This is a genomic window from Salinimicrobium maris, from assembly GCF_049680855.1.
In the GTDB taxonomy this organism is placed as follows: Bacteria; Bacteroidota; Bacteroidia; order Flavobacteriales; family Flavobacteriaceae; genus Salinimicrobium.
On sequence record NZ_JBMPGS010000002.1, the window covers coordinates 195,359 to 220,620 of the forward strand.

Sequence of the window (25,262 nt, forward strand, 5' to 3'; positions counted from 1 at the left end):
ATTTCAAAAATACAAACAGCTAAACTCAAGAATCTTTGTAGAATTCATGAAAAAAATGCCCTTTTTCACAACTTAGTGATCAGAAAATCAAGTGTGTCAACATTATCGGCATAATCCCATAACTGAGGGTGCTGCGTTTTTCCGAAGTCGATAGCATCTTCATGGATGTTTTTTCCCACCACGCACTGTATCTCTTCTTTTCTTGCCTGTAATTCCTTCTGAAGAGCTTCTGCATCATCATAAGTTTCGTAAAAGAGGGTCGCGATAGGTGAACTCAGGCTTTCATCTTCTTTTAAGATCAAAAATCCGTTTTCTAAAAGTTTGAACATGCTCATTAGATAGACCGCCTTGTTATAATCATAGTTATTTGCATACTTCGCCTGGTTTATAATAGGATTCCAGGAATAAACTGCTCTAAAAAAGGTATCAAAATTATAATTTTTGGGTACATATATTTTTGAAACATTGCGGCAACCAAGTCCGTAATATCTAAAAATATCTTCTCCCAAAAGTGCCAGTTCTTCTTCTGTTTCATTTCCTGTTAAAACAGCGACCGAATTCCGGTTTTTTCGAATTATAGAAGGTTTATCCTTGAAATAATATTCAAAATAACGCGCGGTGTTGTTGCTTCCGGTGGCAATAACAGCATCATAATTCTTCATTTTCTCTGGGCCCGCTGTTGAATCCTTCAAAAAGTGAATTTGATCTGCGAATTCTGGGGCAATAGCGATAAGATAATCTGCCAGAACGGGCAGCAGCAATTTATCATTTGAGGATTGTTTGATCAAAGCTTTATTCCCGCTGATGAGAACCGAAAGAAAATCGTGAAATCCCACCAATGGAATATTTCCGGCCATAATAATGCCTACTGTCTTTGGTGCTGTCTCTTTAAAATGATATTTAGACAGCCATTTTTCGAGATTTTCAAGCGTCAGGGCTTTGCTCCATTGTTCTATGGAAAACAGGATATTTTCTTTTGTGAACCAGCCATTATGGTGAACGGCCTGCTCTATTTGTTGTGCCAATCGCTCAAAATGAGGATCGTTGTGGGGGAGAGAATCCAGCTTTTTAATTCCGTTAATAGAAAACTGACCCAGAAACTGTCCCAGTTGAGCTATGTTTTTCTTACGCTGTTCGATTGTCATTCCCATATTTGTTTAAGAACTGTTTTGGCTTTAAATTTGTGCAAATTTAGAATAAAAATAAGCTATGGCAATTATTATAACAGACGAATGTATAAACTGTGGAGCTTGTGAGCCGGAGTGCCCAAACACTGCAATTTATGAAGGTGCTGATGACTGGAGATATGCAGACGGAACAGACCTAAAAGGTGATGTGGTGCTGCCAAATGGTAAACAAGCAAATTCTGATGAAGCCCAGGAGCCGCTAAGTGACGAAATATATTATATCGTGCCAGATAAATGTACTGAGTGTAAAGGTTTTCATGACGAGCCGCAGTGTGCAGCCGTATGTCCTGTAGATTGTTGTGTACCCGATCCTGCAAACGAAGAAACGGACCAGGAACTTTTGGCCAAACAATCTTTTATGCACCACGACGAGTAGATAAGCAAGAGGGAAAAAAAACCTTTTCCTGAAGTCTTAAAATGACAAAATTCCGTTGGATTCTCTAACGGAATTTTTTTTTTCTTTGACAAAAAAAACCTGCAGAATTTCTCCTACAGGTTTCAAAAGTTTAGGAATTAAATTCCTTATTTAATTTCAACTACTTCAAGATCAAAAATAAGATCTTTTCCTGCCAATGGGTGGTTCCCGTCAACAACAATAGAATCATCTTTAACTTCAGTAACAACTAAGTTCATTTCACGGCCATCAGGGCTTTTTGAAACCAACCCCATACCAACTTCTGGCTTGATTTCTTCAGGAAGCTGATTTTTTTCTACTTCCTGAACCAATTCTGGTCGTGGTTCACCGTAAGCCTCATCAGAAGGAATGTTGATGGTCTTCTTTTCATTTACCTCCATATTAAGCAATCCTTTTTCAAAACCAGGAATTAGTTGTCCCTGACCCATAGTGAATTCAATAGGATCTCTTTCCAAAGAGCTATCGAAAACCTCTCCGTTTTCTAATTTTCCCGTGTAATGTACTTTTACGGTGTCATCTTGTTTTACCTGACTCATAAAATTGTATTTATCAATTAAAAATTAAACTGAAATGAAATAAAACCAGATGAAAAAGGAAAACCTTTCGCATAAAATGCCTATTCCACATTTCAGATTGCAAAGGTACACTTATTAATACCAAAGACAAATCTGGACTATTTTTATAGCTTTTTCTTCTATCAAAATTAACGAAATAGAGATTTTTTATGCGTTTTTTGACTCTTTTTAAAGAAATTTATTTTTTTAAGCACTTTTCCTAACTCAATTTCATTCTTCAATTGGAGATTAGAAATTTAGTTCTTAGATTAGTCACTGCTTCAGAAAACTGAAGCAACTTGGCCTAATTTCTAAGCATTACATAACCAATTCCAACTAACCATGAAAAAAAGCGATTTCACGAAAGAAAATTCCCGAAGAACATTCCTTAAAAGTACAGCACTTGCGGCCTCTGGCTTTATGATTATTCCAAGGCACGTAATGGGTGGGGTAGGTTTTACCGCTCCCAGCGATAGACTTGTCGTAGCGGGAATAGGTGTAGGAGGAAAAGGGGAAAGTGATATCAACAGTTTTGCACAAACCGGAAAAGCAGACATTGGCTTTTTATGTGATGTAGACGACAGGCGTGCCGCTACGTCTATTGCTCGTTTTCCGAAAGCAAAATACTATAAGGACTGGCGTGAAATGTTTGACAAGGAAGGAAAGAACTTCGATGCGGTTTCTGTCTCCACACCAGATCATAACCATGCAGTACAGGCACTGGCCGCTATGGAAATGGGCAAGCATGTCTATGTGCAAAAACCACTTACGCATGACATTTATGAAGCCCGAAAACTTACAGAAGCTGCCAGCCGACTTAAGGTAGTGACACAAATGGGAAACCAGGGATCATCGGGAGACGGAGTGCGTAAATTAAAAGAATGGTTCAATGCAGGTCTTATTGGTGATGTTCATACCGTATATTGCTGGACAAATCGTCCTGTTTGGCCGCAGGGAATACCATGGCCACAAAAGCCCTCTGCAGTACCTGCTGGACTCGATTGGGATCTTTGGTTGGGAACTGCCCCTTATAAAGAATATATTGATGGGTTGGTACCCTTCAACTGGCGAGGCTGGTGGGACTATGGTACCGGCGCTTTAGGCGATATGGGATGTCACCTTATAGAAGCTCCATTTACCGTACTGGAATTAGGATATCCCAAAGATGTACAATGTAGTGTTGGAAGCGTTTATGTGGATGAATTCCAGCGGGGCTATTTTCCAGAAAGTTGTCCGCCATCAAGCCATGTGACCATGACCTTTGCGGGTAATGAAAAAACTGATGGCGACTTAAACATGCACTGGATGGACGGCGGAATTCAACCTATGCGTCCTGAAGAGCTTGGGCCAAACGAAACCTTTGGGGATGGAGGAAACGGAGTACTTTTTGAAGGTACTAAAGGAAAAATGATGTGTGGTACCTATGGAGAGAATCCAAGGCTCCTACCAACTTCCAAGACAGATGAAGTCAATGTTCCGCAACAGTACGCCAGGGTGCCTGGTGGTGCAGACGGGCACTACGGCCAGTGGGTAGAAGGAGCTATTGCTGGTCACGGGGAAAAACAAATGAGTTCTCCTTTTGAGGTTGCAGGTCCGCTTACAGAGACTTTGTTGATCGCCAATCTTGCCATTCGTGGAACAGATATTCAAAGAAAGGTAACCAACGACAAAGGAGATTCCCGTACTATTTATCCTGGTCGGGATATTAAAATGCTTTGGGATTCAGATAACATGAGAGTGACAAATCTGGAGGAAGCTAATAAATTTGTGAAAAGAGATTACAGGGAAGGCTGGACACTTGGCTAAAATTTCGTGTTCATCATTTTTTTTATTATTATAAGAATGATGGCGAAATTTAAAATGTACGAATGTTTCAGATAAAAATTCTTCAGTTCCTGAGCATGGTTGGAGGACTCTACATTCTCTCAGTCATAAGCTCATGCGATTTCTCTTCTGAAACAGAAAAAGAAGATGACATCATTGTCTTTACAGATACCATTTCGGTAACCGCGTCAGCATACAATTCTTTACAACGCCAGGGAGAAGGAAACGTTAATATTACCGCCTGGGGAGATACTCTCGTGCCGGGAATGAAAAGTATTGCTGTGTCACGAGATCTTTTAAGAAAAGGGCTCACCCACGGTACTCCTGTCGCAATTGAAGGTTTTGATGACTTTTTTGTAGTCAATGATAAGATGCATCCAAGGTGGCGTAATAAGATTGATATTTATATGGGTGTAGACAAGGCGAAGGCCAAAGAATGGGGTAGAAGGAAATTAAAGATCAGCTTTCCGGGTAAAGAACCAGATGAAGCACAACAATAAAAAAGAAATATGGGCACAGGAATAAGATCCATTATTAAAGACAGTATTGAATTTTTACGAAAGAAATTTTCACGTGAAAATGAAGAATTGTCCTTTTATCTTATCATCCTAATTTCATTCGTGATCTTTATCGTGGGGATGAACATCTTTGTGGAATTGACAGAGGAAGTGACAGGCAATTCTATGGAAAATTTTGATCAAACGGTCACTGAATATGTCACCTCTTTTCGAAGTCCCGGACTCAATTCCTTCTTTATTTTCATAACAGATCTTGGTGATGTATATGCGTACCTGGTCGCTATGATCCTGGTAACGATCTTTCTTTTCGTAAAACTGCGTAGCTGGAAGTTTATCTTCCAGTTACTTGGGGTTTTAATCCTTTCTGCACTATCAAATATTGCTTTAAAAAAGGTATTCAACCGAGCACGTCCAGACCAGGAACATCTAGTAGTAATAGAATCTCTGAGTTATCCCAGCGGTCACGCCATGAGTGCCATGGCTTTTTATGGATTTCTTATTTATCTTTTGTACCAGGTTAAAATGACCAAATGGATAAGGTTTTCCCTTTCCCTGCTGTTTTCACTGCTTATTTTGGCAATAGGTACAAGCAGAATATATCTTGGTGTGCATTTCCCTTCAGATGTGGCAGGAGGTTTTGTTGCTGGTTTAATCTGGGTCGCATTTTGCATTGTACTTTTTAATATTATTGATCTCCTTCGGAAGAGAAATCGCTCTGAAGTTGAGGAAAACATGGAAACCAATTAATAGGTTCCAAAAAGTGTATTTTTATCATATCTTTAAAAAACCTATAGAAGATATTTTTCTACCTTTCGGGTAAACATGCTATGAGCCTGAACAAAGTCTACTATTCAAACACCTACAGGGTTTTTGAATTCCTGCTATTCTTCATTTTTATCCCCTTCATAACAGTAGAATTTCTTGAAGGCTGGTGGAAGATCATCCCGCTTTTGCTGATAGCTCTATTTTTTCTGGGCATGCTTTTAAACGATCCCGGTTTTGATAAAAAGAGATTTGTGCGGTTTGATATTGAATACTTCAGGAAGAGCATCCCTAGAATTATAGCAATAAGCATCCTTCTCGTTTGGTTTACTTTCTGGATCTTTCCCCACTTATTTATGAAATATCCGCTGGAGAGTTTTTATAAATACCTTATTACTTTTTTTCTTTATCCTGTAGTTTCAGTCCTTCCGCAGGAAATCATTTATCGGATGTATTTTTTTCACAGGTATAAAAGCATTGTGCCAGAGAGATATCTTTTAATGCTTAGTAACGCAATCATTTTTGCGCTCACGCATTTTATCTATGGAAACTGGGTAGCCCCCATAGCTACTTTTCTGGTGAGCTGGATATTTATATTTAATTATCTGAAGTCAAAAAGTCTACTGAACGTAAGTCTGGAACATTACATATACGGGCTAATCATGTTTACGGTAGGATTTGGGCATTTCTTTGCCTAATTCTAAGCGGTTATAAACCGAAGTTTCCCAATAACCACCACAGGATGATGAATACGATAATGATTCCGAAGCAACCACAGCCGCCTCCTAATTTTTTCGCGCCCCATCCTGCAATGATGGCTCTCAGGATCTTTTTCATAGCAATTTATTTCCAGATTAAAAGTAACGGAATAAGAACATTTGGGGAAGAGCTTTATGAAAACTTTAGTGCCTCACTTTAAATGATTCATAAATAGAGAGCATTTAATCTTTTTGTATATTTCAATCTATTAAACTAGCTATCTATGAAAACTTTAGAAAAGATTTCCTCCGGCGTTCTGCTGGTTTTATTTCCGCTGATCTCTGTTTCACAAAATTCTGAACCCTTTCATAAAGCAAAAGGTTTTTCTCACCCCGAATCTGTAATTCTGGATTCGGCAAATAATGTGTTATATGTTTCTAATATGGCAGACAAGGAAGCAGGAGATGGGTTTATCTCAAAGGTGGATCCTTCCGGCGAAATAATTGAAGCCAGATGGATCACCGGGTTAAATGATCCCAAAGGATTACTTCTGGACGGAGATAAACTTTATGTTACAGACAATAAGGAACTCGTTGAAATGAGCTTAAACGATGCGAAAGTCACCCGTAAAATCCAGGTTAAAGATGCTGTCTCTCTTAATGACATCACCCAGGATGACGAGGGAAATATTTTTATTTCAGACATGGGGCAGAACAGCATCTATATTATGCCAGGAGAAATGGCCAACAACAGTATGATTGCCGATTATGTGGAAGAAGGAGAAGTGACAGAGTTCTTTAAAAGTGATAAACTGAACACTCCAAATGGCGTACTCGCTGTTGGAGATCAATTATATGTGGGTTCCTGGGGCAAGAACCAGGATGGTAATTTCCTGAGACTGGATACTGAAACACAGGAGATAAAAAAAGTGACAGAAAAGGGGATTGGAAATCTTGACGGTATACAAAAGGCTTCAAAAGATTCTTTTTACGTTTCAGACTGGGCTACCGGTACGATCTACAGCATTGACAAAGACGGAAATACAGAAGCCGTGGTGACTGCAGAAAAAAGCGCCGGTGACATCCTTTTTCATGAAGAAGAAAATGTGTTGATATTACCTATGAATTTTCAGAATGAAGTGTGGTGGTACCGCGTAGATTAATTCAGTATTCTAAGAAGCTTTGATTTCATTCATTAGAAAGAAAGCCTGGTTCACATATTCATTCTCCAAAAACAGGCTGAAATAGTTTGTGGTGGAAATGATCTCATACACCGGTATTCCTTCATAGGCCAGCAGTTTAAAAATGTAAAAATACAAGCCAATCGTCTTTGTATTTCCTTCGGGCAGCGCAATGGTGATGGAGGCGAGATTGTTCTTTTCATTCACCTTTATTTCATTCTGGAAATTTTCCTCCACAATTTCCTTTAAAGATGTCGATACCAAAAAATTACTTTCCTGGTAATTGCTGGAATAATTCAGATATATTCCCGCCTGGTCTTTTACAGAATCAAGCAGTTTTGCCTTGTTTGCTATGATGGTCTTGGAATTAAGGTAAGTATATTCCGTGATTCCAGAGCGCACCACGATGTCACCTAATTTTCGAAAATTATTGTTGGTAAACTTGCTCCTTTTAGGGCTGTATCGTCGCAGCGCCATAATAATGGAACCCTGCTTTACCGGCTTTCTCATCTCTTTCTCCACCTGGGGTTGAAGATCGGCGGCAAGTGAACTAAAATTAATGATATTCCTGGCAAGTGCATCATCCAGGAAAGGCTGGTGACGAATGATGTCATGAACACAAGTGCTGATTGTTTTCATAATGTTAAATATTAAACAATTTGTACAAAGGTATGAAATATAGAATCAATTCTTTAAAAACCACAGGTCAAACCTTAATTATGCAATTGAAAAATGACATAAAAGATGAAGGTTTTAAAATTTGGAGGTACTTCTGTAGGCTCTGCTCAAAGTATCCGGAATGTAAAAGAGATAATCAGCGCACAACCGGGGAGCAAAATTGTGGTGCTTTCTGCCATGTCTGGCGTTACCAATGAGCTGGTGAATTTGGTCGAGTATTTCAGGCTTGGTAGTGAGAGCTCTAAAAATGAGGTTTTGGAACGTCTTTTTAAAAAACATAGTGATTTAATTGACGAACTGTTCAGCAATTCCGAAGCAAAAAAAGAAACACTGGGACATATTGAGCAAATGTTCGGAGAGCTAAGAGAGGTTCTCTCCGGAAACTTTTCCCCAGAGCTGGAGCCGGTTGTCCTTACCTATGGGGAAAGTTTCTTAACCTATATTTTCTCAAAATACCTTGAGGCCGAAGAGCAAAATAACACGCTTTTGGATGCAAAAGAATTTATGCATGTGCAAAGCCTTGAAAATCCCAATATTGAAACCGTTTCAGCACTTCTCAAGGAAACCCTTGAAAGGGAAATAAGGTCCGAAATTTATATTACTCAGGGTTTTGTTCGCATAGACCGTTTCAGGAATATCAATACCTTGAAACGTGGCGGAAGTGATTATTCCGCTACTATTATTGCCGCAGCCTGCGGGGCAAAAGAGGTGCAGATTTGGACAGATATTGACGGTTTTCATAACAATGATCCTCGGCACGTGGAGAACACAAAAGCCTTGTCCTATCTCACTTTTGAAGAAGCCGCCGAGCTTGCCTATTTTGGTGCGAAAATCCTGCATCCACAAACAGTGCAGCCGGTGAAGGAAAGAAATATTCCTATCTATTTAAAAAACACATTTACGCCACAAGCTGCCGGGACAAAAATTTCTTCGGAAGTTAAAAGCACCGGATTAAAAGCTATTTCTGCAAAAGACGGTATTACGGCGATCAAGATCAAATCTAACCGAATGTTGATGGCGCACGGTTTTCTTCGGAAAATATTTGATGTTTTCGATAAACATCAAACGGCCATAGATATGATCACCACTTCAGAAATTGCCATTTCCCTTACGATCGATGATATTAAAAACCTGGATCTTATTTTAAATGAACTCGAAGCTTACGGCGAGATTACGGTAGAGAAGGAGCACAGCATCATTTGTATCGTGGGCGAATCTGTCATTGAAGATAAAAAGATTTACCGCATATTTGAGCTGCTGAATGATATTCCCGTAAGGATGATTTCTTACGGCGGTAGTAAAAACAATATTTCCCTGCTCGTAGACACCAAAAATAAGGTGCAAATTCTTAAAAGCTTAAATGATAAGTTGTTTTCTGGAAATATTCCTGCAGACTCTTAAGTCTTACTTTCCTTTGTTTTTTATAAAGCTGCCTTGTTTTTGGTGAATGGGGCGGCTTTTTTATGCCTTTTGGTTCTTTAATTCAATATACCTGGACATGTAATAACTGCTTTTGTACAAATGGTGCTGTAACATGGCACCGGTGAAGTTCTTTCTTCTATGGTCTTCAAGATTTGATTTAATCGCATTGATTTTTTTCAGAAAAGCCGCTTCAAATGCCATTTTTGAAAACCTGCCGTTCATGATCTTAAAGCCATTTTCCTGGGCCTGCTTCCAGGCGTTTTTATCTTCATATAATTCTACCGCGGCGCTTGCAAATGCTTCGTTATCATCGGCAATCCCTCCATTCCAGGGCAATTCTCCGGGGATTCCTTCGGCTCCAATGTTTGTAGTGACACTTGGTGTTCCGCAGCGCATGGCTTCAATGAATTTTCCTTTTAATCCGGCACCAAATTTAATGGGAGCAAGACAAACACGGGCAGCTGTCATGACTTCTTCAGAATTTTTGGCTCTACCTTTCACTAAAAATCCGCTGGCAGGATTGTGCAGGTTAAATACCTTTTTTGACGGGTAAGCCCCGTATATATGTATTTCTGCCTGAGGAAGTTTTTTCCGGATGTGAGGCCAGATTTTTTCTTTCAATGTAAGCACCGCATTCCAATTGGGTTCGTGCAGAAAATTGCCAATGCTGATAAAATTTTTTCTTTCAGAAAATCCGGGAAGCGAAGCTACTTTTTCTTCTGAAATTTCGTTGTACATAAACGGAAGATAGTGCAAAAGCTGATCTGGTAAGTTAAAGACGTCTTTAAGCAATTGCATTTCAGCTTCAGAAATGATAAGGCTTAAATCACACCTATATATTGCTGCAATTTCCCTTTTGGTGAGATCAGATTCCAGTATAAAATCCTGTTCAGAAATGCCCTTTTTGAATGCCATTTCTCGCGCTTTCCGAAGAAAATGAAGATCTTCTGTATCTAAAATTCTGAGAGCATTGGGGCAAACCATAGATACACGCCAGCCGAATTGTTCTTCCATCATAAAACGGTCAAAAAGCACGATTTCAGGCTGTATTTGAGCTATAAGATCATCAAAAGCAGCATCGTTGACCTTGATTTTTACCGTTTTAATCCCTTTTTCGGCTAGGTCTGCTGCAAAAGGAGTTAAAGAGGCACCTGTTGCAAAAGTGATCTCAAAATCCCTTTTTTGAAAAAAATCTAATAATTGCATCATTCTGCTGCCCGCGGCAGATGAGCCTGGTTCTGGCCAAACGTAACCAATGACTAATAATTTCTTCATTTATAATAGCTTCAAAAAAGATGATTTTCGAGGCGAATTTCGGGAAAATATGAGGAAATCTTGTTCCGCACCTATAATATTGCCGATAAATAAAAAATCTGTATCTTGATTAATTGGAATTTAAGGAACAATGAGCAGAGGATTTGTAAAAGAAGAAGACCAGGAAGAAGCGCCTTTCATACCACCACGGGCTGCATTGCCGCCGGGAGTAACAAATTATGTGACACCGCAGGGAATGGAAGATTTGCTGGAGGAAAGAAAAGAACTCGAACGAAAACGTACAGACCTGAAAGCAGAAAGTGATACAGAGCGTCGACGTGCCCTGGCTGTTATTGACGGGAAATTGAATTTACTGCAGGAAAGAATAAATTCTGCGCGAATTCTAGATCCTTCTGAACAACCTGAGGAGGAAGTTCGATTTGGGGCTAAAGTGAAGCTGAAATATTTAGAGAAGAACCAGTTGCAGGAATTCAGGATTGTGGGGATTGATGAAGCCAATGTGAAAGAGCAAAAAATTGCTTTTGTGGCACCCATTGCACGAGCCGTAACGGGTAGAAAAATAGGAGATGTGGCCGAATTTAAACTGGGGAATGAGTTGCGAACGTTAGAGATCTTTTCGATAAAATATTAAGTGAAGATATGCACGTTTACATTGTTATGGGAGTTTCGGGAGTGGGGAAGACCACTATAGGAAAACTGCTTGCAGAACGCTTTTGTGTGCCATTCTTTGATGCCGATGATTTCCACCCACTTCGGAATGTGGAAAAAATGAAAAAGGGAATTCCTTTGGAAGACGAAGACCGGAAGATCTGGCTACAAACATTATCTGAAAAAATTCAGGAATGGAACATGAAAAGAGGGGCCGTACTTGCCTGTTCTGCGCTTAAAGAAAAATACAGGGAACAATTACAGTCCATCCCCAAAAATGACATTTCCTGGATCTTTTTACATTCAGAATATGAAATCATCCTGGAGCGTCTTAGCTCTCGAAAAAATCATTATTTTAAACCGGAACTACTGGAATCCCAGTACACAACGCTTCAAATTCCGCAGTACGGAATCCATGTGAACGTGAACACCTCCATAGAAAATATTGTTAAGCAAATTATGCAGAAACTGGATAAAGAAAGCCGCAAATCTAAAATTGGACTCATGGGTTTGGGAGTGATGGGAAAGAGTCTGGCCGTAAATTTAGCGTCAAAAGGGGTGACCGTTTCGGTTTATAACCGGCACGTGGAGAACCTGGAAGTAGATATAGCAAGAAAATTTGCAGAGAAACATCGTGAAAATTACCATTTTTCAGGCTTTGATGATTTGAAGCTGTTTGTCGAATCACTGGAATCTCCACGCAATATCCTGTTAATGGTGAATGCAGGTAAAGCGGTAGACCTTGTGATAGAAAGTCTTCTGCCCATGTTACAAAAAAATGATCTAATTATTGACGGCGGAAATTCCCATTACAAAGACACCGCAAGGCGAGAAAAATTTTTAAAGGAAAAAGGAATTCTTTTTATGGGCACGGGAGTTTCAGGCGGGGAGGAAGGTGCGCTTAAAGGTCCGTCAATTATGCCCGGTGGTTCTTCCGAAGCATATGAAAGGGTAGGAGATTTTCTCGAAAGGATAGCAGCTAAAGATAAACAGGGAAACCCCTGTTGTGCCTATGTAGGACCTGATGGCGCAGGCCATTTTGTGAAAATGGTGCACAACGGGATAGAATACGGGGAAATGCAGCTTATTGCTGAAGTATATCATTTCCTTAGATTTCATGCCCAATCTACTCCTGAAGAAATCGCTACTCTTTTTGAATTATGGAATGCGGAAATGCAGAGTTATCTTCTGGAAATTTCCATAGATATTCTAAGAACGAAAGAAAACGGAGAATCTTTAATAGATAAAATTCTGGATGCTGCAAAGCAGAAGGGAACCGGCGGCTGGTCTACTAATGCAGCGCTTGAACTTGGTGTTCCTTTGGATACGATCACCGCTGCTGTTATGGCCAGGAATATTTCAGGTAAAAAAGAGGAGCGAATAGCAGCTGAAGAACATTACAACTCCTTAGCATCCAAAAATGACATTTCAGAAGCCTTTTCTGAAGAACTTTTCGAGGCATACAAAGCTGCCAGCATTATAAATCATGCCATTGGATTTGATCTTATTAAAGAAGCGGGCAAAGAATATGACTGGAATCTCAATTTATCTGAAATTGCCCGAATCTGGACCAATGGCTGCATCATTCGTTCGGCGTTTATGGAAGATCTTGTTGAACTTTTAAAAGAAAGTTCAGAAGGAAATGTATTAATGCATCCAAAGATTTCAGAAGTGCTTGAAGAAGATTGGAAGCCACTTTCCGGAACCGTTGGCCGTGCTCTTGAAAATGGCTATCCTGTTCCTGTTTTATCTTCAGCAGCAAATTATTTTCTTAGCTTTACTTCAGGGCAATCTTCAGCAAATATGATACAGGCACAGCGGGATTATTTTGGCGCCCATACTTATGAAAGAACGGATAAGCCTCGAGGAAAATTTTTTCACACCCAATGGAAACCAATTAAAGAATGAATATAACTTTACTATTTGCGGTTTTCGCCGGAATTGCCCTTTTACTTTTTTTAATCCTCCGACTCAAAATTCAGGCTTTTTTAGCACTTCTCATCGTTTGCATTGTGGTTGGAATTCTTGCCGGAATGCCGGCCACTGAAATTCTGGACACTATGATGGAAGGAATGGGAGGCACACTGGGTTTCGTTGCGACAGTGGTAGGACTGGGAGCTTTGTTCGGCGGAATTTTAGAACAATCCGGCGGGGCGCAGCGACTCGCTTCTTTTATGCTAAAGAAAACCGGAGAAAAGAATGCACCCTGGGCAATGATGATCACTGGTTTTGCGGTAGCTATTCCCGTTTTCTTTGATGTAGCTTTTATCATCCTGGTTCCTGTTACCTACGCCCTTAGCCGAAAAACTGGAAAATCATTATTATTATACGCTATCCCACTATTGGCAGGACTTGCCATTACACATGCTTTTATACCGCCTACACCAGGACCTATCGCCGTTGCAGATATTTTAGGTGCCGATCTTGGTTGGGTGATCATCTTCGGATTTTTAGCCGGTCTTCCTGCAGCCATCATTGCGGGACCTGTTTTTGCCAAGTATATTTCCCGTAAAACCCATATTGAACCCCTTGTTTTTGATGAAGATGAAGACCTTCCGGAAAAAATGAGTCCGTCGCCGGGTTTGATTATCAGTATCATTCTTATACCCATTATATTGATCGTTCTAAATACGGTAATTGGCAGCCCCATGTTTGCAGATGCTAATATTTCTGCAGAAATTCTTTATGTTGTGGAACTTATTGGCCATCCATTTACCGCTCTGATCATTGCCAATATTATTGCATGGTATTTTCTTGGAATAAAACGTGGAATGTCTAAAGATTACTTGCAGAAAGTGGCGACCAAATCATTTCAGGCAGCGGGAATTATTATCCTTCTTACAGGAGCAGGTGGTGCTTTTAAGCAAATTTTGATTAATACAGGAGCTGGTGAAATGATTGCTGAAGCATTAAATAGTTCCTTTTTTAATCCGTTGCTGTTTGGCTTTGTGGTAGCCGCTTTGGTAAGGGTGCTGCAAGGTTCTTCTACTGTCGCAATGATTACGGCCGCCGGAATTACGGCTCCCGTGCTCACCGGGAACTCGTTTTCTATGGCACAAATCTCGTTGATCGTCATCGCAATTGCTTCCGGTGCTTCAATTATGTCTCACGTGAATGACAGCGGATTTTGGCTGGTGGGACAGTTTCTAAACCTAACTGAAAAACAAACTTTCAAAACCTGGACGGTGATGACCACAATTATAGCAGTAGTAGGTCTTTCAGTTTCCCAAATACTCTGGCTTATAGTCTAAGTAATCATTTCCTCCAGTGGAATTTGCAGTCTTTTCAGAAATGAAGCTAAAAATGTCATTTTTGGATCTTATTCTTTTTCTGAAAGAACAAATTCAAGATCGTCTACAATATCACCATATTCAGAAACTTCAATTTCAAAAGCAGCGTTGGAAGAAGTTGCGGTATATCCCAATTTTTTAAGCTGGGCAGCATCAATTTCCGCAGTGTATTTTCCGGGAGAGAGCCCGAGGTGAGTAAAATATCCGTCGCCTTCGCTCAACACCTGTGTGACAAGTTCGCCAGAATCATTATAGAAATTAACCAATATACGTCCCTGGCCTCTTACGCCACTTTTATTCTTAAAATAAACCATCCCTGCAACTTCCCCCAGCACTTCCACAGGTACAAAAATTTCCTGAAACTGGTTCGGCACGGTGTGAACCTTAATTTTAGGATTAGGAATTCTCCAGGCAATATTGTCAAGACTGGTAGGTTCAATTTGCAGCATGATATCCACGTAGGGCTGCAATTCTGTAATTCTTAAAACTGTACGATCTTCATTATAGGTGAGTCGGCCGGAATTTTTTAACTCAAGTCCGGGCACGCCTGGTTCCATACCGTCTTTGATCCCGTTGTTATTAAAATCGAGAAAGGGAATAATCGTTAGAGCGGCTTTCGCAACAGAGGTTCGGTTGTTTGCCATGACATAACCTGTATTGTCATCTAGCAGGAGACTTCCACGCGCCGATTGCACAAAAGAGGAATTTTGGTTACCAATTCTGGAGGTAAATGCGGTTTGCGCAAAATTGAAGGTATATCGTAGCCCGACTTCAAAGATATGAGCCTTTCTGGTAAAATTATGTTCGTAAGCAAGGTTTAGAAAGCCGCCGTCAAAAACAGGCCGTTCCATTTCCATCGTAAGATTGTTCAGTCTTTCTTTGCTGAAATCATACTGCAGCTGCGGGGAAAATAAAAACCGGTAAGGCAGTCGATAAGTTTGAGAAAGGGAGCTGTAAATGGTAGGTTTTTGGGTGCGATCATTATAAATTCCATAGGTAGTGAAATTGGTGCTTATTCCCATGAACGCACCTGAAAGTAATAATTGTGCCGTGGTGAATTCTGTAGTAGGCATAATGATCTGGTTGACGCTGAACCTGCTGAACATTGAAAATCCCCTGGTGCGAATAGGCGTCGAAAAGCTGATTTTTCGCTCCTCTAGATAATTATAATTAATAGCAGTCTGGTCCTCATGATATTTTACATAATTCAAGTCCACCTGGAAACTTCTCGGACTCCGATAACTTAAGATTCCTTCTCCTTTTACTCCATACATATACTCTCCGGAAAACAGGATGTTTGAAGCTAATCGAAAGGAAGTATTCAAAAATGGCATAAATTCCCCACTTTCTACTTCTGAAAGATATTCCACACCACCACCAAGGGTCATCCTGTTATTGAGTCCGTAGTAGAAATTAAATCGTGAAAACCTGCGGTTGTCTTCATCTTCAACGATTCCTGCAGAAAGGGTATATTCCACCTCGTTCTTCGGAACGAAATTATAAGGAATATTAATTACGCGATTCTCCACCCGTTCTTCTCCCCAGGGTCCGTAGAAACGAAGGCTTACAGCAGTATTCCCGTACATCAAAGGAACATCAAAAGAGTAGAATCCTGAAGCATCTGCCTCAGTAAAATCGACTAAAATATTATTGATATAAAGTTCAACCGTCCAACGAGGTTCTGTAAAATCACTAAGAGCGTAGGTTCCAAAGGACCTGCGATTTTGCAAGGAGCTGTTACTTACCTGCACCCCGGCCACCGGTGCGAAAAGAGAAGAGGTGGCGCGTGTGAAAATTCGGCCTGCGGTTACCTGCTTGAAAAGTCTGCTGTCGTTGTTGACATATCGCCACTGGTAAAACTGGTTACGGGTATCAAAATCAACCCTTGTGGAATAATTAAGGAGTAAGTTTGTTTCCCCACCCAAAAGAACCGTTCCCAGACCTAATGTTAGACGATTGTCATTTTCAATGGCACTTTGTTGTGTTGAAACCACCCCCCAATCGAGCATCCCGGCTTTAAAAAAAGGATTCCTGCGGGCGATACTGGTATCGGCCTTTACAATTCCTTTTACCTGATCAAGGTTTTCCCGCATTTTTTTCAACCTCATTTCCTTGATCACAGGCAGTTCAAGATTGGTTTCCATGTTTACTGAAAGGCTTCGGAAGGAGAAATTCGTATGAAGTCCAAATATTTCACCAAAGTAATTCGACTTAAGATAAAGTGTAGTAGGGGATTCTATAAAATCTGAAGAATCCAGCTGAAAAACCTCATTTTTGAAGGTTATTTCGGCAGTTTCAGGATTTATCTGGTACGTGGAATCGGGATGAATAATGAATCCGGAAATTCTGTTTTCGGTTTTTTCATTTTTTATTTTCAGGAATTGAAAAAGATCGGTGACAGGCAAATAAGCATCCTGTCCTTTAATGGCAATAGGAATTTCAATTACCCCAATCTTTGGGATGTTCATTTCCACACTTAGCTCGTCGTAATCTGAAAAATCCTGTGCAAAGACGCTCGTGCCAAACAGCAGAAAAAATAGTAAGCCTGGCAGTACATTTTTTAGAATTTCAGTAAGAAAAGCGGGGGAACCTTTTTGCATTAGAATTGTAAACTTCTATTGATGTATAAAGGTGAGGTTAAAAGTCCCGTTATACCGGCCGGCAGGTGCTGCGCTTTCGTTACCAATAGTCAATGTGCCACCAACGAAAACTTCATTTACTCCCGGCGGATTTGCCGTAGTAATAAAAGATTGTCCTGTACTGAAACTATTAATATCTAAATAAATTGTTCCGCCATTGGTGCCATTTAATTCCACACTATTAGGTGCAATGATTTGTAAAATAGTACCGGGATTTGCGGTGACATCAAAAAGGGCCGGGGAAGGGGATGCTCCAAGGTTTAATAAGAAAACATTCCCAGTATGCGTTCGGTTGCCATTAAAATCTACAGTTACCGTGCCACCACCTTCTCCCGTGGTGAACGCTCCAAAATTAAGAAACTGCGAAGTATTTACTTCCACCTTAACAGGGATAGGCGGATTTTCCTGGGCAAGCATTGGAAAAGCTCCTGAAAGAAAAAGTATCAAAAATGCTATTTTCAAGAGGTTTTTATCTGTAGCAATAGGAATTAATGTAATCATTTTTTTACCAGTACTTTTTTAGTGAAAGGTGCTTCTTCTGAAAGATAACTGATGAAATAAACTCCTTCACTTCTTATTCTTTCGATCTCCACACTTTCCTGTCCCTGCACTTTCAACACATCCAGGATCATTCCGTTGACTGTACTTATGCGCAGGCTTCCTTTTTCTGTGGGTTTGAGGTTCATTTTCACAGTGACTTTTCCGTTAGTTGTCTTTACGCTAAAAGGTTCGTCGAAAACCACAGCAGGATCTGTTAACCGGGTTGGAGAAAACATGAGGTAGAATCTTGAATCATTTTGCCCTTTTTGAGACCTAAAGCGGTATTCAGGTTCTTTCGTAAGATCCTGTGCCAGTCTCTTATTCAAATCGACCAAATAGATATAGGAAGTAGGGGAATTCTCAAAATCTTTCAGCTGTATTATCACGTTTCCTTCTTTTTTGGTTTCAAGTCCCAGAGGTATTCTCACAGAGTTATGAAATTCAGGATTTGGGATGGCACTAATTGCCAGCTTTTCATTAACAGGAGTAATGCTGTAGAGATTAGGAACATTCACTGCCGTATTCATGAGTTTATGAGCATCCATATCTTTCTCAAAATTCAAGGTTGCGAAAGAATTGAAATAGATAACAGCAGGATCATTCATTTTTTCCCCTTCGTATGAAGCTGTAAGCCTTATCAATTCGGTAGAATTTTTATAGGATTGTTTCAGGAAAGGTTGAGAGAAATTATTTACCCTTACCTCGTTGGTCATCCCAAAAGATGCAATGGTAGGAGAATCATCGGGCGTGACATCGCTTACATGTACAAAGAAGCCTTGCATGGAGGGAATGATACCGCTGGATTTTCCATCATCGCTTTGAATTCCATTTACGAAAGAAGTGTATGTTCCCGTATAGCGGTTTTCGCTTCCTGCCGTAAAGAAATATATGGCATCATCTATATTAGATCTTGTCCAGCCTTCCGCAGCATTCCAGTCAATAGGAGAAGGGTAGGGGTTTCCAACGAGATTAAATCCTTGAGTATATTCGCCATTGTGGTTATAAAGGGTTCTGGAAAAGGCATTATTATTTACCGTTCCGGCAATCTCCACTGTTTTGGCTGTGCTTTCGCTTCCAAAATTAAGTGCATAACCTTCCAGTGCGTTCAATGCTGCAGTTGTCGTAGTATAGGTTTCCCAGCCGGTGGCATCGTTTCCTGCTGCATCTTCCCTATCTTCATTATAACTGTAGAAATTTGGAAATTCAGCCGAAAGATCCACATAGCTTGAAAAATCTCCTACTGTGGAATTCTGAAACGGCACGCTGAAATATTTATATCCAAAAGAATTATCAAGGTAACGTTGCATTTTGACAGTTCCCTGAATTTCTCCATTGCCAGAACCATCTATTAATGCGGTTTGTATTTTATTGGATATTAAAGTCAGGTTATTATTGGTTTCAAAAATGCCATTTTCAGCCTTTAATATTCCGGTGATTTCTAATATTGCTTTAGATGTTACCCCACTACGGTTGTTGATCGTGAGGTTTTTGATCCTGTTCTTTTCAAACGCCCCTGTAGGAATGATTTGAGCCGAATTACCAACAAAAGCAGTAGCTCCATTTTCAGAATTAAAGCGCCCCGAATTGGAGAAAATACCGGCAATCCTCAGTTCATTATTTATAACCTGCACGGTTGTTCCGTCTTCAAGAGTCAGGTTTTTACAGAGTCCGATGTTTCCAGTGTTCAGGATTGGGTAATTCTCCAATCCCGAAGGAATAAGCACATTGGTTTGTAATGTGGGCAGGGCATTACAGCTCCAGTTTGCTGGATTGTTCCAGTTGGTATCTGCAGTGCCGGTCCATTCCCATTGTGTTTTTACCTGAATTGTAAAAAAAATTTGCGGATTTGTATTTGCACATGAAGTTCCTAGATCGGTGATTTTCTCTACCTCAAAAGTGGTCGTTTCATAGATAGGAATTCTTTCTGAAAATTCTCTCTCGTTGATAAGAAGATTCTGAAAGCTACTTCCATTCATTCGAAGATCGATACGCCATGGCCCAGTTCCCGTAAATTCTCCTTCAACAGTTGCATATTGTCCCTGGCAAATACTTTCAGGAGCATTTACAACAGCAGTCGGTAACGGGTTTACTGTGACTTTTAATACATTGGAAATCTCGGCCTCACAATTACCGGAACTTACAACCCGTCTTAACCAGGTGGTTTGTGAAACATTTCCAGGGGAAAAATTTTGATTGATTGCTCCTGAAATTGGATTAAATCCGTTGTTTTCTCCAGTTGTGCTCGATTCCCATACATATTCATACATACCCGTTCCACCGGAAGGAATTGAGCCTGAAATATTTTCGGAGGAAGTACCCTTGCAAAGGTTTAAGGTAGCGCCTGTAGAGGTTTCAAAAGCAATTGTATTATTAGAAAGCGCAGGATTTACGGTAATTTTTAGAACGTTAGAATCTAAACTGTTACAAACCCCAGAGGAAACATTTCTTTTGAACCAGGTAGTTTGTTCAAGTACACCGGGACTGTAGTTTATGCTATTACTTACTCCCGCTGCAGGAACAAACCCTTCGTCTGGACCCGTAGTGCTGCTTAACCACTGGTAAGAATAGGTACCGTTGCCGCCGCTTGGTGTACTTCCTTCCAGAATGTCAGACTCCACATTACCACAAATGTCTTGTGCACCCAAAATCCTGTTTCGTGAAATTTCCTGTTGTACAGTAATGGTTACAGAAGCGTTTGGGTCATCGTTTATGCAACCGGTAGATCGGTCAACAATTCTGGTAATGTTAAACGTAGTGGTTTCATTTATTGGAAATACTTCTGAGAACTCATTTGTATTTACAGAAATGTCTTGCACGGCAGTACCATTAATCTCTACAGTCACAAGATAAGATCCGCTGCCGGTAAAACTTCCCGAAAGAATGACTTCACCTGCCCCGCATAAGTCTGTAGGACTGGCAGTGATTTCCATTTGAGGAGTTTCTTTAATTACAAGATGTGCAGGACTTGATTGGTGAGTGGTAGTATAGCTATAATTCTGGTTAATTCTATTATTGGTACTCTGTACGTTAACCTCCCTAAAAATATAATATTCTCCGGGTTCATTGAAGGGGGGAGCGGTAACATCTGGAGTGAGATCTTTCTGATTTGCTCTTGAAATAGCAATTTTTTTCCCATTTTTAGAAGTGCTGTAAAACCATTGAAAACCGGTGCCTATTGTTGTAATTCCATTAGATAAGGTAATTTCATCTCCAAAAATAGTTGCAGCAGTTTCAGTACCACAAATAGCTTGTTCTACAGCTCCAGTTAATCTGTTCTCTGTTACGGGTTGGAAATTCTGAAACTCAACCACATTCCCACCACTGTTTTCATAGTATTCATAGGTAAGAAGGTTTTCTTCCTGATTAAGATTTAGAAGAACATTTGAATCTGTTGTAGGAGATCTATCCATCCAGTTATCATGAACCGTTTCTCCGTTAACTTTTAATCTTATCCCGTCGTCTGACCCCAAATTGGCTACATAAAGTCCATTTTTGGAAGATTGGTTAAGGTAACGAACGGAAAACTGCTGCGTATAAATAGAATTAGCACCTGTACCATGGGAAACTTGAAAACAATTTATAATACCTCCAAAGTTTTGAGAAAATTCCTCCCTTTCAGAATATGTTCCAACATAGGTGCCAAATTCTCTGTCATCATATACGTGCCCTATCCAGGAATTTGTGCCATAAGCATTTTCATCTGTGGTAGGGATAGTATATGAATTAACATCTACTACCGTGGTAGCTACTTCACTGGTACATTCATTTACAGTGGCGGTGACAGAATATTTACCGGCGTGACGCTCATTCACATTAAGAATTGAAGGGTTTCTTTCTGAAGAAGTAAAATTGTTTGGCCCTGTCCAATTATAAGTGGCTCCTTCAATATTAACTGCAGCTAAGTTTAAAGTAGCACCAATACATAGAGGGCCATTATTAGAGGCTGTAGGATTAGGAACAGGCGTGGTGACTTCAATTTTTATCGCATTGGAAATATTTGCCGCACAATTTCCTGAAATTACTTTTCTTCGGAACCAAGTAGTTTGCTTTAATGGACCCGGAGCGTAATCTTTAGATTTATTATCTCCCATGGCTGCCGAGAAACCTGTTGAAGATCCCGAGGTACTACTTTCCCAAAGATAAGAGAAGGAATTACTTCCTGAAGGTAAGGTTCCAGGTATAAGTTCTGGAGTTTCACCACTGCATATTGTTTGTACAGTTTCTTTATAGGTTGCCTGTACAACTAATTCCTTAACGGTACCTACACAAGGATCTCCAAATGTGCTATTATTAGCAGTAATTGTAGCGGTGTTATTGCCAATCAAAAGTTTTTCTACAATAGATTGACTGGAAGTGGAGTGACACGTACTTTTCTCAAAACTACCACAAGTACCTGTAGGTGTACCATAGCTGGCAAAAATTACAGAGGTAAAAATATTGCCTTCGGGCGCAGTGATGTTAAGAGTTCCGTTTTCACCTACTCTTCCACAAACTGTAGGGCCAATTCCATTATTATAAATGGATTCATCTATCTTCACTGAAGTCGAAGCAGGTTCGCTTTCATTTCCGTTAATTACAGCCCTAACGGAGTAAATGCCAGATTGATTTGCAGTAACATTTTCAATAAAAGGGTTCTGCAAATTAGAAGTAAATTGGTTAGGTCCTGTCCATTGATAGGTTGCGCCAGAAACAGTTGAAGCATTTAATTGTAAAGTTCCTCCCACACAAATTGGACTGTTACTAGAAGCTGTTGGAGAACTTACATTCTTGATTTCAAGAATACTAGGGTTCGAATAATTTACCGCCTGGTAGTTATTAGCCAACCTGTTGTTCGAGCTGGTTAATTTAGCCTGTCTAAATATGTAGTAGGTACCAGGAGAATCAAAAGGAGCCTTAGCGGTAGAAGGAGTATAAGTTGCCCCTGTTGCTCCCGAAATTGGATATTTTGTTCCTCTCTCAGTCTTACTGAAATACCATTGATAACCAGAGCCTGTTGGGGAAATACCATTTGGTAAAGCTCCGAAAACATCCCCACTTATGGGTTGCCCCATATTTTCTAAAAAAAGTGTTTGAGAAGTGTTTTGAGTTAAAACATTTTCTATAATACGCACGGCATTACCAAAACTAATTCGGTTATCTCCTGAATTTTCATAATAATCTAGAACAAGATTACTTGTGCCGGTAAGGCTTAGCAGAATATTAGAATCTACCGTATAACTATGATCACTCCAATGGTTGTAAATTAATTTATCATCAATGGCGAGCCTACTTCCGTCATCAGACCCGATTGCAATGGTAAACAATCCTTTTGCGGAGCTATTCATTCTATATCGAACAGAAAAAGTTTCAGCCCTGACCTCTCTATAACCTAAATAAAAGCTGCCATTATTGGTGAAGAAATTTTGTTCAAAAACAGGATCCTCAGTGTAACTACCAAGATAATTTGTAAAGGTCTCATTATATGAAATATTTCTATTGGTCCCATCGTAAACATGACCAACCCAACTGTTCACTCCATTTTCATTTTGCCCCTGCACAAAGCAACTTCCAAGCATGCATATGCAGATCGTAAAATAACGTAGAAGAGTAGGGGGGGGATTCATTTTGAGTGAAGGTAATTGTTCTCTATACGTGACAGTTTGATTACAAATTATAATTTTCTTTTGCCAAAATTTGGCCGTTCTCTTCTGAATATAATATTACCAACTTTCCGCTGCTTAAATCTACTTCTCCGGCCTTACGTAGTTCAAATGAGAAATTTCTTTTTGAGTTTGGGGTATATACTGAAACTCCTTTTACCATTCCCACTTCTGTAGTTACTCCGGAAGGGGAAATATGATCTACTTTTATATTTCCGTAGACCGACATATTTCCTGTCCGATTTAGAACGAGGGATAACATAGGATTTTTGCCAGTTTGCTGTAGTTGAATATCACTCAGCTCCATTTGGGTTGTGGAATCTCCATGCCTAATGATAATTGGAATGCTTATTCCAAATACAGTTTTAATATTTACCGAAATTCCTTCTCCTTCCTGAACTTCTTCCTCCCCCAAAGCTGTTTGTTCTTCAACTGCTCTAAAATACATATGAGAGCGATATTCGCCTTGTTCAAGATTTCCGGTGCGGGTAAGTTGTACTCGAATTGTTTGAGCTTCATTTGGCGCCAGACTTACGCGTCTAGGGAAATATCTAAGGAAATCTTCAGCAAAGCGCTGTCCTTCTTCAGGAACTTCCACCTGTTCAAAGTTGCCGTTTTCAGTCATCTTGTAGTTGACGAATGAAACAGCATATACAGCAGTATCGCTTCCTGTATTCGCCAGATTAATTTCCTGAGACCTCTGAGAACCGTCGAAAACAAGCCTCTTTGGCATAATCATAAGATCGCCCTGAGCTTTGGCAATTTCTGCAGAGAAAAGAAAAAGAAATAGAAAAGAAAACGTGGAAAACCTGAGTAGTTGTTTTTTCATGCGGGGGCACTAATTTCAGTCAAACTTTATTACTTAGCACAAATGTAAGTAAAAGAAGACAAGAACGTTAAGGATTTCTGAAAATTTAATTATAGGTAACCGTCACATTAAAGCCGGAAGAATTGGTGTAGAAACCTGATAATTGATTTGCTTCCAGGTTTAAAGTTGCACCAATTTTTATGACATCGGAAACTGTTCCTTCTTCCGGTTGTACAGAAAATTGATCAATTATTAGTTTCTGATTTGGATCCTCCTGATTGTATAGAGTAAAAGATTCCGGAAGGGTAATAGAGTAGTTATTATTGCCATGGGTAACAATGGCGGCTGCCGGATTCACCGTCCCTGGAAAAGAACTGGAGATATGTACACCCTGCACAATTCTTGAGCCATCTGGGGTAAGAATGACGGTGCCGGGGGTATAAGCACTCACGACATTTCCGAAGTCAAGATCGACCGTTTTGTCGATCTTAATAGGATCAATCACCGTCGCCCGACTTGTCACGGTAGCAGTAGCGGATGCCTGCGCAAAGACCTCACCAGAAAAGAACATCGCAACTAAAATAAGGATGAACCTATGCATTTGGCAGTAATAAATTAAACAAATTAATTCTAATCAATAAAAACGCCGCCACAAGGGGCGGCGTTGTAAGCTTTGTGTGTATGAATTATTCGTATGAGACAGTTACTGATACTTTGCCTTGGTAATTTCCAGGTGCTTGCTCGGCAGCTATTTCCAATGTCCCCCCCATAGTGAAGGTATCGTCAGATTGTCCAGAGTTGGATTCAAGGCTAGTAGTAATATCTTTAATTTTAATTGTCGCAGCGTCATCTTCATCTCCACCTTGTATTTTTAATATCTCAGAACCGGTTACGACTTTATATGTAAGTCCTTCTTCCTTTGTTACTGTAAAAGTTGGGACTGTAGTGGTAGTATTTCCAGGCACGATCATATCCTTACCAATTGTTCTTGAGTTTCCAGGAGTAACAGTTACATCTCCTGCAGAAGTGGTAGAAGCAATTTTTCCAAAGTTTAAAGCACCACTAGATGTAATTTTCAAAGGACTTACAATTTCCGCGTTTACCTCGGCTGATGCATTAGAGCTATTCTGAGCAAAAGTAGTTCCAGTAATAAGAGCGAATAAAATAAATGTAATTTTTTTCAT

21 protein-coding genes are annotated in these 25,262 nt (G+C 39.9%); 10 read left to right on the top strand and 11 right to left on the bottom strand.

Annotated elements, in window-relative coordinates; genetic code table 11:
• Positions 1 to 65: 65 nt before the first annotated feature.
• Positions 66 to 1,145, bottom strand: coding sequence for an acyl-CoA reductase (locus tag ACOV1Q_RS06450; protein WP_424493573.1), 1,080 nt, complete (start codon positions 1,143 to 1,145; stop codon positions 66 to 68).
• Positions 1,146 to 1,209: 64 nt separating this feature from the next.
• On the opposite strand from ACOV1Q_RS06450, the gene ACOV1Q_RS06455 reads away from it, so the two are divergent.
• Positions 1,210 to 1,563 carry a 4Fe-4S dicluster domain-containing protein gene (locus ACOV1Q_RS06455; RefSeq protein WP_424493574.1) on the top strand — a complete coding sequence of 118 codons (354 nt, stop codon included), beginning with the start codon at positions 1,210 to 1,212 and terminating at the stop codon, positions 1,561 to 1,563.
• Positions 1,564 to 1,709: 146 nt separating this feature from the next.
• Here the strand turns inward: ACOV1Q_RS06455 and ACOV1Q_RS06460 are convergent, their stop codons facing one another.
• On the bottom strand, positions 1,710 to 2,138 hold the full coding sequence (locus ACOV1Q_RS06460; RefSeq protein WP_424493575.1) for an FKBP-type peptidyl-prolyl cis-trans isomerase: 429 nt from the start codon (positions 2,136 to 2,138) through the stop codon (positions 1,710 to 1,712).
• Positions 2,139 to 2,498: 360 nt separating this feature from the next.
• On the opposite strand from ACOV1Q_RS06460, the gene ACOV1Q_RS06465 reads away from it, so the two are divergent.
• From ACOV1Q_RS06465 to ACOV1Q_RS06480, 4 genes are all read left to right on the top strand, one after another.
• The gene (locus tag ACOV1Q_RS06465) at positions 2,499 to 3,962 is read left to right on the top strand and encodes a Gfo/Idh/MocA family protein (RefSeq protein ID WP_424493576.1); all 1,464 of its coding nucleotides are present in this window, start codon (positions 2,499 to 2,501) and stop codon (positions 3,960 to 3,962) included.
• A gap of 62 nt (positions 3,963 to 4,024) precedes the next feature.
• Positions 4,025 to 4,480 carry a 3D domain-containing protein gene (locus tag ACOV1Q_RS06470; RefSeq protein WP_424493577.1) on the top strand — a complete coding sequence of 152 codons (456 nt, stop codon included), beginning with the start codon at positions 4,025 to 4,027 and terminating at the stop codon, positions 4,478 to 4,480.
• Between the two features lie 9 nt (positions 4,481 to 4,489).
• Positions 4,490 to 5,245 (top strand): phosphatase PAP2 family protein, encoded by a 756-nt coding sequence (locus ACOV1Q_RS06475; protein ID WP_424493578.1) that lies wholly within the window; start codon positions 4,490 to 4,492, stop codon positions 5,243 to 5,245.
• Positions 5,246 to 5,325: 80 nt separating this feature from the next.
• Positions 5,326 to 5,958, top strand: coding sequence for a CPBP family glutamic-type intramembrane protease (locus ACOV1Q_RS06480; RefSeq protein ID WP_424493579.1), 633 nt, complete (start codon positions 5,326 to 5,328; stop codon positions 5,956 to 5,958).
• 10 nt (positions 5,959 to 5,968) lie between these two features.
• Here ACOV1Q_RS06480 and ACOV1Q_RS06485 read toward each other — a convergent pair whose 3' ends face one another.
• The gene (locus ACOV1Q_RS06485; RefSeq protein WP_424493580.1) at positions 5,969 to 6,097 is read right to left on the bottom strand and encodes a hypothetical protein; all 129 of its coding nucleotides are present in this window, start codon (positions 6,095 to 6,097) and stop codon (positions 5,969 to 5,971) included.
• 145 nt (positions 6,098 to 6,242) lie between these two features.
• Between ACOV1Q_RS06485 and ACOV1Q_RS06490 the strand changes: the two genes are divergently transcribed.
• On the top strand, positions 6,243 to 7,121 hold the full coding sequence (locus tag ACOV1Q_RS06490) for an NHL repeat-containing protein (RefSeq protein ID WP_424493581.1): 879 nt from the start codon (positions 6,243 to 6,245) through the stop codon (positions 7,119 to 7,121).
• Positions 7,122 to 7,130: 9 nt separating this feature from the next.
• Here ACOV1Q_RS06490 and ACOV1Q_RS06495 read toward each other — a convergent pair whose 3' ends face one another.
• Positions 7,131 to 7,778, bottom strand: a complete 648-nt coding sequence (locus ACOV1Q_RS06495) for a hypothetical protein (RefSeq protein ID WP_424493582.1) — start codon at positions 7,776 to 7,778, stop codon at positions 7,131 to 7,133.
• A 105-nt stretch (positions 7,779 to 7,883) separates the two neighbouring features.
• On the opposite strand from ACOV1Q_RS06495, the gene ACOV1Q_RS06500 reads away from it, so the two are divergent.
• Positions 7,884 to 9,218, top strand: a complete 1,335-nt coding sequence (locus tag ACOV1Q_RS06500; RefSeq protein WP_424493583.1) for an aspartate kinase — start codon at positions 7,884 to 7,886, stop codon at positions 9,216 to 9,218.
• A gap of 60 nt (positions 9,219 to 9,278) precedes the next feature.
• Here ACOV1Q_RS06500 and ACOV1Q_RS06505 read toward each other — a convergent pair whose 3' ends face one another.
• The gene (locus tag ACOV1Q_RS06505) at positions 9,279 to 10,514 is read right to left on the bottom strand and encodes a glycosyltransferase family 4 protein (protein ID WP_424493584.1); all 1,236 of its coding nucleotides are present in this window, start codon (positions 10,512 to 10,514) and stop codon (positions 9,279 to 9,281) included.
• Positions 10,515 to 10,644: 130 nt separating this feature from the next.
• On the opposite strand from ACOV1Q_RS06505, the gene ACOV1Q_RS06510 reads away from it, so the two are divergent.
• The 3 genes from ACOV1Q_RS06510 to ACOV1Q_RS06520 are packed head-to-tail and all read left to right on the top strand — an operon-like array spanning position 10,645 to position 14,413.
• Entirely contained in the window at positions 10,645 to 11,145 is a 501-nt protein-coding gene (locus tag ACOV1Q_RS06510; RefSeq protein WP_424493585.1) for a GreA/GreB family elongation factor, read from the top strand.
• A gap of 8 nt (positions 11,146 to 11,153) precedes the next feature.
• The gene (gene gndA, locus ACOV1Q_RS06515; RefSeq protein ID WP_424493586.1) at positions 11,154 to 13,070 is read left to right on the top strand and encodes an NADP-dependent phosphogluconate dehydrogenase; all 1,917 of its coding nucleotides are present in this window, start codon (positions 11,154 to 11,156) and stop codon (positions 13,068 to 13,070) included.
• The gene (locus ACOV1Q_RS06520; protein ID WP_424493587.1) at positions 13,067 to 14,413 is read left to right on the top strand and encodes a GntP family permease; all 1,347 of its coding nucleotides are present in this window, start codon (positions 13,067 to 13,069) and stop codon (positions 14,411 to 14,413) included. The genes gndA and ACOV1Q_RS06520 overlap by 4 nt, the downstream gene beginning before the upstream one ends.
• A 68-nt stretch (positions 14,414 to 14,481) precedes the next feature.
• Here the strand turns inward: ACOV1Q_RS06520 and ACOV1Q_RS06525 are convergent, their stop codons facing one another.
• The 6 genes from ACOV1Q_RS06525 to ACOV1Q_RS06550 all read right to left on the bottom strand — a co-directional run bounded on the left by ACOV1Q_RS06525 (position 14,482) and on the right by ACOV1Q_RS06550 (position 25,262).
• Entirely contained in the window at positions 14,482 to 17,052 is a 2,571-nt protein-coding gene (locus ACOV1Q_RS06525; RefSeq protein ID WP_424493588.1) for a hypothetical protein, read from the bottom strand.
• Between the two features lie 15 nt (positions 17,053 to 17,067).
• The gene (locus tag ACOV1Q_RS06530) at positions 17,068 to 17,592 is read right to left on the bottom strand and encodes a DUF4402 domain-containing protein (RefSeq protein WP_424493589.1); all 525 of its coding nucleotides are present in this window, start codon (positions 17,590 to 17,592) and stop codon (positions 17,068 to 17,070) included.
• Positions 17,589 to 23,186: a DUF8696 domain-containing protein gene (locus ACOV1Q_RS06535; RefSeq protein WP_424493590.1), complete on the bottom strand. Its 5,598-nt coding sequence runs from the start codon at positions 23,184 to 23,186 to the stop codon at positions 17,589 to 17,591. Before ACOV1Q_RS06535 ends, ACOV1Q_RS06530 begins: the two co-directional genes overlap by 4 nt.
• Before the next feature lie 88 nt (positions 23,187 to 23,274).
• Positions 23,275 to 24,099 carry a fimbrial biogenesis chaperone gene (locus ACOV1Q_RS06540; RefSeq protein ID WP_424493591.1) on the bottom strand — a complete coding sequence of 275 codons (825 nt, stop codon included), beginning with the start codon at positions 24,097 to 24,099 and terminating at the stop codon, positions 23,275 to 23,277.
• A gap of 85 nt (positions 24,100 to 24,184) precedes the next feature.
• Positions 24,185 to 24,679, bottom strand: coding sequence for a DUF4402 domain-containing protein (locus ACOV1Q_RS06545; protein WP_424493592.1), 495 nt, complete (start codon positions 24,677 to 24,679; stop codon positions 24,185 to 24,187).
• Between the two features lie 85 nt (positions 24,680 to 24,764).
• Complete coding sequence (locus tag ACOV1Q_RS06550; protein WP_424493593.1) at positions 24,765 to 25,262, bottom strand: DUF4402 domain-containing protein; 498 nt, start codon at positions 25,260 to 25,262, stop codon at positions 24,765 to 24,767.

Excerpts from the sequence above, each read along its gene's own strand:
- ACOV1Q_RS06450 (WP_424493573.1), bottom strand. The coding sequence starts at position 1,145 with ATGACAATCGAACAGCGTAAGAAAAACATAGCTCAACTGGGACAGTTT.
- ACOV1Q_RS06455 (WP_424493574.1), top strand. The coding sequence starts at position 1,210 with ATGGCAATTATTATAACAGACGAATGTATAAACTGTGGAGCTTGTGAG.
- ACOV1Q_RS06460 (WP_424493575.1), bottom strand. The coding sequence starts at position 2,138 with ATGAGTCAGGTAAAACAAGATGACACCGTAAAAGTACATTACACGGGA.
- ACOV1Q_RS06465 (WP_424493576.1), top strand. The coding sequence starts at position 2,499 with ATGAAAAAAAGCGATTTCACGAAAGAAAATTCCCGAAGAACATTCCTT.
- ACOV1Q_RS06470 (WP_424493577.1), top strand. The coding sequence starts at position 4,025 with ATGTTTCAGATAAAAATTCTTCAGTTCCTGAGCATGGTTGGAGGACTC.
- ACOV1Q_RS06475 (WP_424493578.1), top strand. The coding sequence starts at position 4,490 with ATGGGCACAGGAATAAGATCCATTATTAAAGACAGTATTGAATTTTTA.
- ACOV1Q_RS06480 (WP_424493579.1), top strand. The coding sequence starts at position 5,326 with ATGAGCCTGAACAAAGTCTACTATTCAAACACCTACAGGGTTTTTGAA.
- ACOV1Q_RS06485 (WP_424493580.1), bottom strand. The coding sequence starts at position 6,097 with ATGAAAAAGATCCTGAGAGCCATCATTGCAGGATGGGGCGCGAAAAAA.
- ACOV1Q_RS06490 (WP_424493581.1), top strand. The coding sequence starts at position 6,243 with ATGAAAACTTTAGAAAAGATTTCCTCCGGCGTTCTGCTGGTTTTATTT.
- ACOV1Q_RS06495 (WP_424493582.1), bottom strand. The coding sequence starts at position 7,778 with ATGAAAACAATCAGCACTTGTGTTCATGACATCATTCGTCACCAGCCT.
- ACOV1Q_RS06500 (WP_424493583.1), top strand. The coding sequence starts at position 7,884 with ATGAAGGTTTTAAAATTTGGAGGTACTTCTGTAGGCTCTGCTCAAAGT.
- ACOV1Q_RS06505 (WP_424493584.1), bottom strand. The coding sequence starts at position 10,514 with ATGAAGAAATTATTAGTCATTGGTTACGTTTGGCCAGAACCAGGCTCA.
- ACOV1Q_RS06510 (WP_424493585.1), top strand. The coding sequence starts at position 10,645 with ATGAGCAGAGGATTTGTAAAAGAAGAAGACCAGGAAGAAGCGCCTTTC.
- gndA (WP_424493586.1), top strand. The coding sequence starts at position 11,154 with ATGCACGTTTACATTGTTATGGGAGTTTCGGGAGTGGGGAAGACCACT.
- ACOV1Q_RS06520 (WP_424493587.1), top strand. The coding sequence starts at position 13,067 with ATGAATATAACTTTACTATTTGCGGTTTTCGCCGGAATTGCCCTTTTA.
- ACOV1Q_RS06525 (WP_424493588.1), bottom strand. The coding sequence starts at position 17,052 with ATGCAAAAAGGTTCCCCCGCTTTTCTTACTGAAATTCTAAAAAATGTA.
- ACOV1Q_RS06530 (WP_424493589.1), bottom strand. The coding sequence starts at position 17,592 with ATGATTACATTAATTCCTATTGCTACAGATAAAAACCTCTTGAAAATA.
- ACOV1Q_RS06535 (WP_424493590.1), bottom strand. The coding sequence starts at position 23,186 with ATGCTTGGAAGTTGCTTTGTGCAGGGGCAAAATGAAAATGGAGTGAAC.
- ACOV1Q_RS06540 (WP_424493591.1), bottom strand. The coding sequence starts at position 24,099 with ATGAAAAAACAACTACTCAGGTTTTCCACGTTTTCTTTTCTATTTCTT.
- ACOV1Q_RS06545 (WP_424493592.1), bottom strand. The coding sequence starts at position 24,679 with ATGCATAGGTTCATCCTTATTTTAGTTGCGATGTTCTTTTCTGGTGAG.
- ACOV1Q_RS06550 (WP_424493593.1), bottom strand. The coding sequence starts at position 25,262 with ATGAAAAAAATTACATTTATTTTATTCGCTCTTATTACTGGAACTACT.